Origin of the sequence: Pseudofrankia inefficax, assembly GCF_000166135.1 — a bacterium.
Classification (GTDB): Bacteria; Actinomycetota; Actinomycetes; order Frankiales; family Frankiaceae; genus Pseudofrankia; species Pseudofrankia inefficax.
Window position 1 is genome coordinate 1,861,071 of the sequence record NC_014666.1, and the last position, 12,588, is coordinate 1,873,658.

A 12,588-nucleotide genomic window follows, 5' to 3' on the forward strand; every position below is an offset into this window, starting at 1 on the left:
CAAGCTAGGCTGCGGCCGCGATCAGGGGCGGTGGGGCTGGTTGGTAGCAACGGTTGTCGCGCAGGAGCGCCCAGATCACGTTGACGCGACGGCGGGCGAGCGCGAGGACGGCCTGGGTGTGGCGTTTGCCCTCGGATCGTTTGCGGTCGTAGAAGGTTCGTGACTGGTCGTTGTAGCGGATGCTGACCAGCGCGGAGGTGTAGAAGACGCGTTGCAGGCCGCGGTGGTAGCGGCGGGGACGGTGCAGGTTGCCGCTGATCCGGCCGGAGTCGCGTGGGGCCGGGGCCAGGCCGGCGTAGCCGGCGAGGTGGTCGGCGGAGGTGAACGCGGCCATGTCGCCGCCGGTCGCGGCTAGGAATTCCGCGCCCAGTAGGACCCCGATGCCGGGCATGCTCAGCAGGGCGGCGGCGTGTCGGTGGCGGTGAAACCGGCCCTCGATGAGCGTGTCGGTCTGCGCGATCTGCTCGTCGAGGGACATCACCCCCTTCGCCATGTCCGCGACGAGCTGCGCGGCCAGTTGTTCGCCGGGCAGGGTGGTGCGTTGGGAGTTCGCTGCCGCCGTGACGGTGGCGGCCAGTGCGGCGGCGCCGCGAACCTTCTGCGACCGCAGCCACTGTTCGAGCCCGGCCGGGCCGAGCTGGCGGATGGCGGCCGGGGTCTGGACGTGGGTGAGCAGGACCAGCGGTCCGCGGTTGGTCAGGTTCAGGACGCGTTCGAGGGCGGGGCTGATGCCCAGCAGGTGCTCGTGCAGCCTGTTGACCAGGCGAACCCGGTCGCCGGCGAGGTCGCGGCGGCGGGCGACCAGCATCCGCAGCTCGACGATCAGTTCGTCGTCGACGCGCATCGGGGCCAGGTCCCGGCGCATGCGGACCTGGTCGGCGATGATCGCGGCGTCTTTCGCGTCGGTCTTGCCTTCGCCCCGGTAGCCGCCGGCCGCCCGGCTGACCTGATTGCCGGACAGGTAGAACACCTGCTGTCCGTGTGCGACCAGCAGCCCCAGCAGTAACGCGGCTCCGCCTGTGCTGAGGTCGACGGCCCAGTGCACCCGCTCGGCCAACGCGGTGACCTGGCCGAGTAGATCCAGCAGCGTCGGCTCGTCGTTGGCTACCCGGCGCGACAGCATTCGGGCGCCGTCGGCGTCGATCACCACCACATGGTGGTGCTCCTTGCCGATGTCCACCCCGGCCCACACACGCTCCACCCGTGTCTCCCTGCTCTGACCAGCACGTTGTCCACAGACGACCTCGCCGGCTCATCCCTACGCAGCGATCAGATCGCAATTCTCAATCAGCGGCCGAGTCGTCGAGGGGGCGCCGGGCGGCCAATCATGTGAAGCCACTCGTACGGCAGATGCTTGAAAGCCATACCCGACACCCCTGGGCCCCCGGACCCTACGACCGGCCCGAGTCGACCCAAGAAAGACGGTAGGGATGCTTGAGGAACACTACTCGGAGCGGCTCAAGGGAGGGTTGTTTATCGATGCGGTCGTGCATGGCCTTGCCCCGAATACCCTGACAGCGTACCGGAGTTCCCTTGAGCCCGCACGATCAGCCACCTATCAGGCCACTGTGGATTTTCTTCATTCAAATATCGATCGGATGGCGAACCTACTAATTGCGGTCGATGAGTTAGAAAGAATCAGCCAGGTGGAAGGTTACATGGGGGGGAATAACAACCTGCTGGCTCGATACGGTTATCACGCACAGTACGCGCTGTCCCTGATGGCGGGTTTGCTTGACGTTGTGCCATGGATATTTGCAAGTTCAGTTGGAGCCACTCCATCGCCAAGTCGTGTCAGTTGGAACAATCTTCGAAGCGTCGACAAGCCGCCACCCTGGATACGTGACGCCACGGGGCCGATTGCATCTTTGCGCGATCTAGCAAGATCCGGCGCCGGGATGGAGCACGGAGATTTCATATACTCCCTCAGAGCCTACGTACATCACCGCCATTCGCTGCGGGGGCGCGTGGTTGAATTTTGGGAGACATCTCAACCGTCGGCCCGCGCGAAGATCTGCGCATTTGACATCACGGAGATTGATATTCCCGCCGGATGTGGGCGCTCGGATGGAATTTACATTTCAGACGGTCAGCGCCTCTTGATACCCGCTCCATTTTTTGCATCCGCGGCACGCAGGGTGATCTCCATCGTTGATCAGCTAATTGGTGTAGGCGCGTGGCCCAACGCTGATTGGTGGAGAGTGTCTCAGGACTGGGCGCGGCAAGCGGAGAGGATAGAGCGCCACGCCGAGGCGGCGCGGTGGTTGTACGATCCAAATCCTGACGTTTGACCTCGGTGGGCGCGAACCTAGAGACGATCGCCGAGCGCGGCTCGACGGTGTGCGTCCCGCGCTCGGTCATCGGCGGCTGACGCCGCGTACCGGCCGACCATCTCGCGGCTTCGCCATCCGGCGAGGCGCATCAGGTCCTGTTCCTGGTGACCCGCGGCGAGCCACGCGTGGGCGAAGGTGTGCCGGAACTGATGCGCGTGGAGCTTCGGGACGCCAGCGTCCGCCGCTCGCCGCTCCAGCATCTGGCTAATGCCCGAGCTGGTCATGGGACCTTTCTTGCCTAGCCAGAGTGCGGGGCTCTTGGCCTGGCCGTGCCGGGCGCGGGCGCGGATGTACCGACGGAGCGCGTCGGCCGTGCGGTTCCCGTAAGGGACGGCACGGCCACGCCGTCCCTTACCCATCACGTGCGCCACGTCGTGATCGAAGTCGAGATCATCGACGCTCAGCCCGACAAGCTCACCAATCCGGACCCCGGTGTCGAGGAACAGGCGGATGATCGCGGCGTCACGGCGGTTCTCGAAGCTGTTGCCCTTGCACGCGTCAAGGAGCTTCCGGAGCACGTCGTCACCCAGAATCGGTACCGGCTGCTCAGGGACGGCGGGCGCGCTCATCCGCTCGAACGGCGTCCGGCTGATCTCGCCATCCTCCACGAGCCACCGGAACAGCTGCTGGAGCGAGCGGTAGTGCTTGGCCACCGTCGCGGCGCTGACGCGCTCGCTGAGGGACACCAGGTACGCCTCGACGTGCTCCCGCGCGATGGCGCCCGCGGATCGTGGCATGCCCTGCTCGGTGAGGTAGCCGACGAACGACTCCCCGACTGTCAGGTAGCTCTGGATCGTGGCTGGAGATCGGTTGAGCGCCCGCAGATGCCGGCGCCAGTCCGGAAGGAGGGTGGTCAGGTCGTCGACAGCAGAGGCATCCGTCGCCTTCATGATCTTGAGGATACCTTGCTGTACGAGCGCTGTCCGGGACCCAGTACTCGCGTATTGCCTGGTGGTGGGGCGGGTGGGGCTCGAACCCACGACCGGAGGATTATGAGTCCCCTGCTCTGACCGGCTGAGCTACCGCCCCGGGCTGCCGCAGTCTACCGACTACGGCCTAGTGGTGACGTAGGCGACTGCGCCGTAGGCACGTTCGTCTGGCGTCGCATACCGTTGGTCCCACCAACGAATTCTCTGTCTTGCGCCACGACGGTCTTTGGCCTCAGACCGGCCACGCGCGGCTGCTCACGCTCCGGGGAGCTCGGCTCCGCGCCGCCTCAAAGGCGAGGCGCGCTCTGTCACTGATTGGAGGAGAATGTCCGCCACTTCGAGTCAATATTCGACCTGGTAGAAGGAGTGCACGGCAGCCTGGCCGGTGTAGTTCGGCCCCGCGCGATCGTCTGCCCCCAGATAGGTGAACGGAGGGCTGATCTCGCGTCGGCCCTGGCAGGTGAGCCGATGGCGACGAGCGTCGTAGGAGATGCCGCTGGTGCGTAGCGCCGTTGTCAGCGCCCGTCCGGCCGCCTGTCCGTTCGAGCGGCGCACGCTGACGGCGTCGAAGTCGGCGATGAAGAGGCCCGTTTCGGTCAACGCGTCGATGGCGCGAGTGATGACCGCGAGCTTGTCGCCGATGTAGTGCAGGCCGTGGACGCACGTGATGAGGTCAAACGGTCCGGGCCAATTCCAGGTGACGATCGACGTGGTGGTCAGCTCCACATCACTGCCTGGCGTCCGTGGAGCGAACGCGTCGACGAGGTCCACGCCGACCAGGCGCACCGCGAGACCAAGACCCTCGGCGCGTAGCAGGTCGCCAGCCTGGAGCAGGGCCTGGCCGGTCCCGCAGCACAGGTCGAGCCAGGTGATCTGGGTCTGGCCGGCGTGGCGTTCGCTGCCGGCGCGTGCGCGCAGCCAGTCCAACGGGTTGAACCCCAGCTCGCGTTCGTAGCTGTTGACCCCCGCGAGCTGGCGCTCCCGGTTCATCGCCCGGTTGGCGACCACCGACGACGCGGTCAGCGCGTCCTCGTCGAGCAGGCGGGGCGGCATAGCACCAGCCTGTCAGACCCGCCGCCGTAGGTTCGCGGCCATTCGAACCGGCCGAAGGTCGCCCGGACGAACTTCCGCCCCGGGCTACCGCGGGTGGACCGACCACTGCCGACTAGGGGTCATCCGACTGCGCAATCGAGGCCCCTCCGGCAGCTGGAGCTTGATCGTTGGAGTCGAGCGGCTTCCCCGCAGGGGCCGCGGCCCCCGCCTTAGGCGGGGATGAGGCGCACCGGCATCGAGGTGACGCCGTTGACGAAGTTGGAGCGAAGCCGGTTGGGTGGGCGCAGCGGTTCGACCCGGCGTACTCGGGCGGCCAGGGTGCGGTACATCAGCTCGACCTCGAGCATGGCGAGGTGGCGCCCGAGGCAGAAGTGTGGGCCGCCGCCACCGAAGCCGAGATGGGGGTTCGGGCTTCTGCCGATGTCGAAGGTGTAGGGGTCTTCGAAGACGGACTCGTCGAAGTTCGCCGAGGCGTAGAAGATGACGACCTTGTCGTTCTCGCGGATGAGCTGGCCGCCGAGTTCGACATCGCGGGTGGCCGTGCGGCGGAACCCGTTGACCGGGCTGACCCAGCGGACGATCTCGTCCGCGGCGTGGGGGGCGAGGCCGGGGTTCTCGCGGAGCCGTTCCCACTGGTCGGGGTGGTCGATCATCGCCTGCATGCCGCCGGCGATGGCGTTGCGGGTCGTCTCGTTGCCGGCGAACATCAGCAGGAGGAAGAACAGGTCGAACTCCAGCTCGGAGAGTTCCTCGCCCTGGTCGTCCTTGGCGATCAGGCGGCTGACGATGTCGTCGGCGGGGCAGGCGCGCTTGGCCGCGCCGAGGTCGTTGGCGTAGGCGTAGGCCTCGAGGACGGCGACCGCCGCGTCGCCGTTCTGGTCCATCCGCCCGTCGGTCGCGGAGGCGAGCCGGTTCGACCAGTCGAAGAGCTTGTGGCGGTCCTCGATCGGTACACCCATCAGCTCGGCGATGACGATCAGCGGAAGGTCGGCCGCGCAGAGATCGATGAAGTCGCCGGTGCCGACGGCCAGCGCCGAGTCGACGATCGTGTCGCAGGCGTCCTGAAGGCGTTCGGCCATCCGGCCGACCACCTTCGGCGTGAAGCCCCGGTTCACCAGGCTGCGTAGCCGACTGTGTTCGGGCGGGTCCATGTTGAGCATCATCAGCCGCTGCTGGGTGTGCTGCTCCTCGGTCATCTCGGCCAGGATCGCGGTGCACCGGCTTGAGGAGAACAGCTCCGGACTGCGCGACACCCGCATCACGTCCGCATGCCGGGTGACAGCCCAGAGGCCGTCCGGTCGCTCATGGTCGGGGTGGCGGAAGACCGGTGCCTGTGCGCGCAGCACGCGGAAGTCGTCATGCGGAATGCCGGACTCATAGCGGACCGGGTCATAGACGTCGACGGTCGGCAGCGCGGACATGCGGTCCTCCGAGCGGGGCGGGTGGGCGGCGGGCGGGGGCCCGGCCGGGTGGACCGGCCGGGCCCGGTGCGTGGGTCAGGGCGCCTTGGCGATGGCGCCGCACTGCAGCGCGGGGGCCGTCCATTTCCCGTTGGTCAGGTGGGCGAGGGTTTCGCAGGGTGCCGGTGCGATGTGGTTGAGGGGCCAGCGGGTCTCGGGCACGGCGGCGGCCACGTAGTTGGTGTAGTTGGTGTTGAGGGTTTTCAGGAACGCGTCGACCGTGAGGTTCTGGCCGGTCTTTTCGAGGGCTTTGACGAGCATGTCGGCGGACCAGTAGCCGGCCATCGACGTGAGGCTGAGCGCGGTGCCGGGGGCATACTTCTGGAAGTCGGCGGCCATCTGGGCGACGGCGGGGATGTCGGTGGCGAAGCCGCCCTGCCACTGCAGGAGTGCGTAGGTGCCTTCGAGTTCGGGCACGGTCGAGACGCGTGGGTCATAGATCGGGGAGACGAGCGCGCCCTTGAAGCCGGCGGCCTTGAGTGCTCCGGAGAGCTTCACGGCGTCACCGAACTGGGCGACGTAGAAGACGACTGCGGGTGGTTTGCCGGAGTCGGCGGTCATGACGGCGTTGACGATCGCGGTGGCGTCGGTGAGCCCGGAGACGGGGATCGACGACTTGTTATAGACGATCTTGAAGCCGGCGGACTGGAGGCCCTGGCCGACGGTGATGATTCCCTGGCGGGCGGCGTCGTTGTCGAGGCCGATGAGTGCTGCGGTCCTGGCGGTGCCCGCGGGCAGTGCGTTGGCGATGGTCAGTGCGCCGCCGGTGTCGTAGGCGCGTGGGTCGCCGGTTTTGGGGGTCTGGCAGCCGGTGATGCCGAAGCCGATGGCGTTGCCGCAGAAGCCGGTGTTGTTGCCCCAGCCGAAGAACGGCATCTCGGCGGTGCAGAACGCGTCGATGTAGCTGCCGTTGGTGGTCCCGACGAGGGTGGCGAAGGCCTGGTCCTGTTGGACGATGGCCTTGGCCTGGTCGGCGTCGCGGCCGGGGTCGGCGCCGTCGTCGCGGGTGGTGGTGAGGTCGAGGTGGCGTCCGGCGACGCCGCCGGCGGCGTTCGCGGCGTCGAGGCGGATCTTGGCGCCGGTGGGGAAGTCGCCGAACGCGACGCCGCCGGGGCTGGTGACGGTCGCGAGTGAGCCGATCTTTATCGAGGTCGCGGTGATCCCGCGGTTCGGATCCGGGGCCTTGGAGCCGCAGGCCAGCTTGGCTGGGTCGACGGTGACGTTGGTCTGGCTCCAGCCGTGGTCCGGGCCGAGCTTGCTCAACGCCGGGTTGACCGTGACCGCGCCGGAACCCGCGCCGCCGCTCGAACTCGTGGAACAACCAGCCACACCGACGGCGCAGGCCACGGATAAGACCAGAGCAACCCGGCCGGGATGCCTCATATCGGTATCTCCTTCAGCAGCCGGACCGGCCTCGGGGACGGCCCTGGGGAATGGACTGGGGTCAACCCAGATCCACGATGAGATACTTGATACAGTATACGTTCACGGTCGTGACGGCTGGACGAGGAACGGGATCAGGGCCGCGGCGCCGGGACGGTCGGCTGCTCAGTGCGCGGAGCGAGGTACTCGGCGCGCAGCGCCGCCGTCGCGAGTTTGCCGGTGGGCATGCGGGGCAGTTCGGGCCGGAACGTGATGACCCGGGGGACCTTGTAGCCGGCGAGGCTGGCACGGGCGTGCCGGCGCAGCTCGTCGGCGAGCTCCGGGGTGCCCGCCTCCGGGTCGACGGGCTGGATGACCGCGTGCACGTACTCGCCCATCTCGTGGTCGGGCAGGCCGAAAACGGCGACGTCGGCGACCAGCGGGTGCGTGATGAGCGCGGCCTCGATCTCGGCCGGGTAGATGTTCACCCCGCCGGAGATGATGGTGAAGTTCTTGCGGCCGGTCAGGTAGAGGTACCCCTCGCCGTCCAGATAGCCGAGATCGCCGCAGGTCGTCCAGTTGGCCTGGTCAGGGTGGCGGCTGGCCTTCGTCTTTCCCGGGTCCCGGTGGTATTCGAACGGCGGCTCGTCGCGCTCGAAGTACAGCAGTCCCGCCTCGCCGGTCGGCAGCTCCCGTCCGGCCTCGTCGCAGATGTGCGGAGTCCCGACCAGCGGGCGGCCGACGGAGCCCGGGTGCGCCAGCCAGTCGGCGGACCCGATGTAGGTCAGGCCGCATCCCTCGGTCCCCGAGTAGTACTCGTCCACGATGGGCCCTAGCCAGTCGATCGTCGCGCGCTTCACGTCCGCCGGGCAGGGCCCCGCGGCGTGCACGAGGCGGCGCAGGCTGGAGAGGTCGTATTTCGAGCGGACGCCGGCCGGCAGTTTCAGCAGCCTCACCAGCATGGTGGGCACCACCTGGACGTGGGTTATCCGCTCCCGTTCCAGGACGGCGAGCAGGCCCTCGGCGTCGAACTTCTCCTGCACGACCAGCGTCGCCCCCAGCTCGTGCACGCCGACCGACCATTGCAGGCCCGCCGCGTGGTACAGGGGAGTGGGGCACAGGTAGATCGTGTTCTCGTCCATCCCGAACAGGAAACGGCCCATCGTCGCGATACCGCCGCCGGACGGCTGGTCGACCGACTGGCCGGACAACGCGCGCCGAATCCCCTTGGGCCGGCCCGTCGTCCCGGAGGAATAGAGCATGACCTCGCCGCGGGGCTCGTCGGCCAACGGCTGCGCGGTCTGCGTGGCGAGAACCGCCTCGTACGGTTCGAATCCTGCCTGCGCGCCGTCCATCATCAGCCGCACGCCGCAGCCAGCCGGGCTCAGCCGCGCGACCTCCGTCGCCGTCGCGGCGAGATGGCTGGTGGTGATCAGCGCCTTCGCCTCGGAGTCGGCCACGAGGTAAGCCGCCTCGCCTGGCGACAGGTGCCAGTTGATCGCGGTCAGGTACAGGCCCGAGCGCAGCGCGGCCCACACGACCTCGAGATACCGCGGATGGTTCTCGGCCATGAGCGCGACGGTGTCGCCCTGGTTGAGCCCGCGTGCGCGCAGCAGCCGCGCTAGGCGCAGGGACCGCTCGTTCAGCTCGCGATAGGTCACCGTCTCACCGGTGCCCGCCATCACCACGGCGGCCCTGTCGGGGCGGGTGCTCGCGTGAGATCCGGGATACAAGTCTGAACTCCTCGTCCGCCACGCCTGGGTCCTGCGATCGACGCCGATGAGCGTGCCGTGCGCCGTGCGGGGCCGGCGATCCGGACGTTACCCCGCTGCCCAGATTTTCTGCAACAGATCACAGCAGAAAACAGGCCTAGCTGGCGGACCGCTCGGTGCCACTGGCCTCGGTGGCGGCCGGACCCACGCCGGCGGCGGCTTTGATCAGGCGGGCGAGCCTGTGCGTGAACGCCTCGTCGATGGGAAGCCTGGTCACGCACAGCCGCGTCGTGAGGGCGGACATCAGGCATTCGACCAGCATCGCGACATCCGCGTCGGGGTCGATCTCGCCACGGGCGACGGCCCGCTCGAACGGGAGCCGCAGGAACGCCATCTCCTGGCTCGCGAGCTGCAGGCCCCCGGTCAGGACGTCGTCGTTCGCGGTGGCTCGGGTCCTGATCAGGGCGATGGTCGTGGGATGGTTGAAGACCACGAGCAGGCCCTCGCGCAGCTTCTCGAGGTCGCGCTCCCAGCTGCCCTCGTCGGGGCGCGGAAGCGCGGCGGTCTCCGCGGCGACCAGCACGTCGCGCACGAGAGCGGCCTTGCTGGGCCACTGCCGGTAGAGCGTGGTCTTGTGGACGCCCGCGGCCTCGGCGACGTCGTCGAGCCGCAGCGCCTCGTAGCCCGAGGTCGCGAGCATCGAGCGGACCGCGCCGAACACGTCACGGCGTACCCGTTCGGACAGCCCGCGCGGCCGGCCCCGGCCGCGGCCGGCCGGCGCGTGGCCATCCTCGGGATCAGGGTTGGTCTCCGTCATGTCCGTCCCAGTCACGGTAGTCGCCGCTGCACCATGCCACCCTGCACCGTCGCGGCGATGTACGGGTGTCTACGGGCCCGGGGGACAGGTGGCATGCCATAGACCGCGATGGTCCGAGAAGGATCTCCATCCGGTCCCAGGCCCGGCAACGGGCCGTGGTTTGCCAGGTCATAGCAAGATCGTCTCCCTCTTGGTATGCCAAGTAGGGAGTCGGCCTCTAGCGCCTCTCCGTGGCCAGGGTCGGGTCTCGCGGCAATCTTCCCTGGTAGCAGGGCATTCGTGGGCCGTTCGAGCCTGTAACGAAGTCGGACAGGCGCGTTCATTCGAACGCAACATTTGGAAGATTGTATGCCTGATGTCGGGAGCGCTCGAAGTCACGCGAGACAGCTCGATCCCCTCGGAGGGTGGCAGATGAAGATCGATTCTTAGGCGCGGACTGACGTGGAGCGCGTCGCGTCTGGCCCTGCGGTGCCTGCCACGACGGCCGTCGTGGTGCCACGGCAGCTCAGGCGCCGGCGCGACGAGCGCCGACGGTCGGGCCGGGCGCTGGACCGACCGGCCGGGTCGTGCCGGGTGCAGCCCGCGCCAGCCAGACGCACGCGGTATACCAGAGGGCCCGACATTGGTGTCACGAAGAGGAGGAGGTCACCGCCGTGCCGGCTGCGAGCGTCTCAGACGACAGGCGCGCCGGCTTCCGTACGATCGTGGCGGCCACGGAGATCGACACGGGGGTGGGGCGATGACGACGCCTGGGTCAGCCGACCAGGTAGAGATCACGTCGCTCGACCCGCCGAGCCGGCTCGCCCCCGAACCCCTGGGCGTCGCCGACCGGTCGCTGGTCCAGCAGATCTACGAGAACATCCGTGAACGCATCATCAACGGTGAGCTGGCGCCGGGGACCAGGCTGCGGGAGCGAGAGATCGCGCTCGCCTTGGACGTCTCCCGGATCCCGGTACGAGAGGCGTTCCCTCAGCTGGAGGCGGAGGGATTCATCGTCTCCGAGCCTCGTCGCGGCTCGGTGGTGACCCAGCTGACGCTCCGCGATGTCGAGGAGCTCTTCGACGTACGTACCAGCCTGGAGTCGCTCGCCGCCCGGCTCGCCGCCCGTCAGTCGGGCAGGGGGGCGACCGATCGCCTGCACCGGGCGCTCGTCCTTGCCGAGGCGGCGACGGCGAAGGGCAACACGATGGCGATCACGACGGCGAATGCCTCTCTGCACGAGGAGATCGTGGCGCTCAGCGGTAACAGGACCCTGGCGAACCTGATGCGGCCGATCAACGGTCGAGTCCGCTGGTTGTTCCGGCTTACCGCCGAGCGGGACGCCGGCGCGCTCTGTCGGGAGCACCAGGATCTCTGCCAGGCGATCTGGGACGGCAACGCCGAGTACGCCGCGGCCATCGCCATCGCGCACGTCGAGCGGGGACGTTCCTACTCGATCGAGGCCCTGCGTTCCATCCTCCCCGCCACGGGCTGAGGACCTGACCAGACTCGTCGCGTCCAACGGCGGACCACGGCCGAGTCCACGTACTCGACCCGTCCGTTGAGTGGTGCGCCGCGACCGCGGCGCCCCAACACAGTCCCGCCATGGCGGTGCGGCCGGGGTTTTTCGCGCGGCCCGACGTGCGTGCCCCAGGCCACGCCCGCTCTCCGATCGGCCGGCCAGGCCTGACCCGCTGGCGACCGGCATCGCCCCGTCTCGCGATCGGCCTGACGCGGGCTGCCCGAACCGCGCCCTGAGCCGCCACGGTTCCCTCCGGCACGCCCCCGTCGCTCGGCGCGTCCTCGCACGTCCCGCGCCAGGAAGGAAGGTCACAGCCCATGCCATGGATCGCTGGCGCCGCCGACGATCTCTCGGTCGTCTCCGGCGGCCGACCGATCGCGCGGGCCGGGAGGCCCGGGCCGCGATGACGCTGCTGCTCAGCCGCTCGGAGATCGAGTCGCTCATCGACAGGACCGCGGTCATCGGCGCGGTCGAGGACGCGCACCGTGGCCTGGCCGCGGGCCGGGCCACCAACGGCAAGGCGTCGGCCGTCACGGTCGGCGACGCGGTGTTCCTCCCGATGCTCGCCGTCGACGAGCGCCTGCGGACCGCGACCGTGAAGTTCCTCGCGGACCTCGTGGGCGCCGGCGGCAAGGTGCAGCGCACCACCCTCCTGGTCTGCTCGACCGTGACCGGCGAGTGCGAGGCGCTCCTGGACGGTCGGCTCATCACCGCGGTGCGCACCGCGGCCGCCAGCGCGGTCGCGACGAAGTACCTGGCCCGAGCGTCCAGCCGCACGCTTGGGCTGGTGGGCGCGGGCCGGCTCGCGATCGAGCACCTACGCGCGCTGGCGCACGTGCTGCCGGTCGAGGACGTCGTCGTCTGGTCGCGTTCCGCGTCGACCGTCGATGCCTTCACCGAGCAGGCGAAGGCGCTGGGGTTCGCGGTGCGAGCACTGTCGTCGCCCGAGGCCGTCACCCGCCAGGCCGACGTCCTGTGCACCCTGACCCCGTCCCGCGAGCCGCTCGTCCACGGTGCGTGGTTCGCCCCCGGCCTGCACGTCAACGTCGTCGGGGCCCCGCCACGGACCGACCACCGCGAGGTCGACAACGAGGCCATGGCTCGGGCCTACGTGGTCGTCGACTCGGCCGACGAGAGCCTGGCCAAGTCCGGTGACACGGCGTTGGCGATCAGAGATGGCGCGATCAAGGCCGAGGAGGCCCTGCGCGAGCTCGGGGACGTCATCGCTGGTCGCACCCTGGGCCGCACGTCCCCCGACCAGATCACCCTGTTCAACTCGATCGGCCTCGCGCTGCAGGACACCGCGACGGCCCGCCTCCTGATCGACCGCGCCCGCGCCGAAGGCGTCGGCCGCGAGATCGACCTCAGCGCCTGAACGACCGCCGCGCGTGCACGAAGTACCACCTGACCCCGCCCCGCCA

Annotated in this window: 10 protein-coding genes and 1 tRNA gene; 3 read left to right on the forward strand and 8 right to left on the reverse strand. The window is 68.8% G+C overall.

Going from position 1 to position 12,588, the window contains the following annotated elements:
• Positions 1 to 4: 4 nt before the first annotated feature.
• Positions 5 to 1,201, reverse strand: coding sequence for an IS110 family RNA-guided transposase (locus FRAEUI1C_RS07460; protein ID WP_013421767.1), 1,197 nt, complete (start codon positions 1,199 to 1,201; stop codon positions 5 to 7).
• Between the two features lie 229 nt (positions 1,202 to 1,430).
• On the opposite strand from FRAEUI1C_RS07460, the gene FRAEUI1C_RS39395 reads away from it, so the two are divergent.
• Complete coding sequence (locus FRAEUI1C_RS39395; protein WP_013422683.1) at positions 1,431 to 2,291, forward strand: hypothetical protein; 861 nt, start codon at positions 1,431 to 1,433, stop codon at positions 2,289 to 2,291.
• Between the two features lie 17 nt (positions 2,292 to 2,308).
• Here FRAEUI1C_RS39395 and FRAEUI1C_RS07465 read toward each other — a convergent pair whose 3' ends face one another.
• From FRAEUI1C_RS07465 to FRAEUI1C_RS07495, 7 genes are all read right to left on the reverse strand, one after another.
• Positions 2,309 to 3,223 (reverse strand): tyrosine-type recombinase/integrase, encoded by a 915-nt coding sequence (locus FRAEUI1C_RS07465; protein WP_013422684.1) that lies wholly within the window; start codon positions 3,221 to 3,223, stop codon positions 2,309 to 2,311.
• A 62-nt stretch (positions 3,224 to 3,285) separates the two neighbouring features.
• A tRNA-Ile gene (locus tag FRAEUI1C_RS07470) sits at positions 3,286 to 3,362 on the reverse strand.
• A 242-nt stretch (positions 3,363 to 3,604) separates the two neighbouring features.
• Entirely contained in the window at positions 3,605 to 4,315 is a 711-nt protein-coding gene (locus tag FRAEUI1C_RS07475; RefSeq protein WP_013422685.1) for a methyltransferase domain-containing protein, read from the reverse strand.
• Between the two features lie 209 nt (positions 4,316 to 4,524).
• Positions 4,525 to 5,736 carry a cytochrome P450 gene (locus tag FRAEUI1C_RS07480; protein WP_013422686.1) on the reverse strand — a complete coding sequence of 404 codons (1,212 nt, stop codon included), beginning with the start codon at positions 5,734 to 5,736 and terminating at the stop codon, positions 4,525 to 4,527.
• Between the two features lie 75 nt (positions 5,737 to 5,811).
• Positions 5,812 to 7,158 carry an ABC transporter substrate-binding protein gene (locus FRAEUI1C_RS07485; RefSeq protein ID WP_013422687.1) on the reverse strand — a complete coding sequence of 449 codons (1,347 nt, stop codon included), beginning with the start codon at positions 7,156 to 7,158 and terminating at the stop codon, positions 5,812 to 5,814.
• 134 nt (positions 7,159 to 7,292) lie between these two features.
• Complete coding sequence (locus FRAEUI1C_RS07490; protein WP_013422688.1) at positions 7,293 to 8,870, reverse strand: acyl-CoA synthetase; 1,578 nt, start codon at positions 8,868 to 8,870, stop codon at positions 7,293 to 7,295.
• Between the two features lie 136 nt (positions 8,871 to 9,006).
• Positions 9,007 to 9,666 carry a TetR/AcrR family transcriptional regulator gene (locus FRAEUI1C_RS07495; protein WP_013422689.1) on the reverse strand — a complete coding sequence of 220 codons (660 nt, stop codon included), beginning with the start codon at positions 9,664 to 9,666 and terminating at the stop codon, positions 9,007 to 9,009.
• A 739-nt stretch (positions 9,667 to 10,405) separates the two neighbouring features.
• Between FRAEUI1C_RS07495 and FRAEUI1C_RS07500 the strand changes: the two genes are divergently transcribed.
• Entirely contained in the window at positions 10,406 to 11,140 is a 735-nt protein-coding gene (locus FRAEUI1C_RS07500) for a GntR family transcriptional regulator (RefSeq protein WP_013422690.1), read from the forward strand.
• Between the two features lie 430 nt (positions 11,141 to 11,570).
• Complete coding sequence (locus FRAEUI1C_RS07505; RefSeq protein ID WP_013422691.1) at positions 11,571 to 12,542, forward strand: ornithine cyclodeaminase family protein; 972 nt, start codon at positions 11,571 to 11,573, stop codon at positions 12,540 to 12,542.
• Positions 12,543 to 12,588 lie beyond the last annotated feature (46 nt).

What these genes read in the sequence shown, in the direction of transcription:
- FRAEUI1C_RS07480 (WP_013422686.1), bottom strand. Translation starts at nt 5,736, where the DNA reads ATGTCCGCGCTGCCGACCGTCGACGTCTATGACCCGGTCCGCTATGAG.
- FRAEUI1C_RS07465 (WP_013422684.1), bottom strand. Translation starts at nt 3,223, where the DNA reads ATGAAGGCGACGGATGCCTCTGCTGTCGACGACCTGACCACCCTCCTT.
- FRAEUI1C_RS07500 (WP_013422690.1), top strand. Translation starts at nt 10,406, where the DNA reads ATGACGACGCCTGGGTCAGCCGACCAGGTAGAGATCACGTCGCTCGAC.
- FRAEUI1C_RS07475 (WP_013422685.1), bottom strand. Translation starts at nt 4,315, where the DNA reads ATGCCGCCCCGCCTGCTCGACGAGGACGCGCTGACCGCGTCGTCGGTG.
- FRAEUI1C_RS07495 (WP_013422689.1), bottom strand. Translation starts at nt 9,666, where the DNA reads ATGACGGAGACCAACCCTGATCCCGAGGATGGCCACGCGCCGGCCGGC.
- FRAEUI1C_RS39395 (WP_013422683.1), top strand. Translation starts at nt 1,431, where the DNA reads ATGCTTGAGGAACACTACTCGGAGCGGCTCAAGGGAGGGTTGTTTATC.
- FRAEUI1C_RS07485 (WP_013422687.1), bottom strand. Translation starts at nt 7,158, where the DNA reads ATGAGGCATCCCGGCCGGGTTGCTCTGGTCTTATCCGTGGCCTGCGCC.
- FRAEUI1C_RS07505 (WP_013422691.1), top strand. Translation starts at nt 11,571, where the DNA reads ATGACGCTGCTGCTCAGCCGCTCGGAGATCGAGTCGCTCATCGACAGG.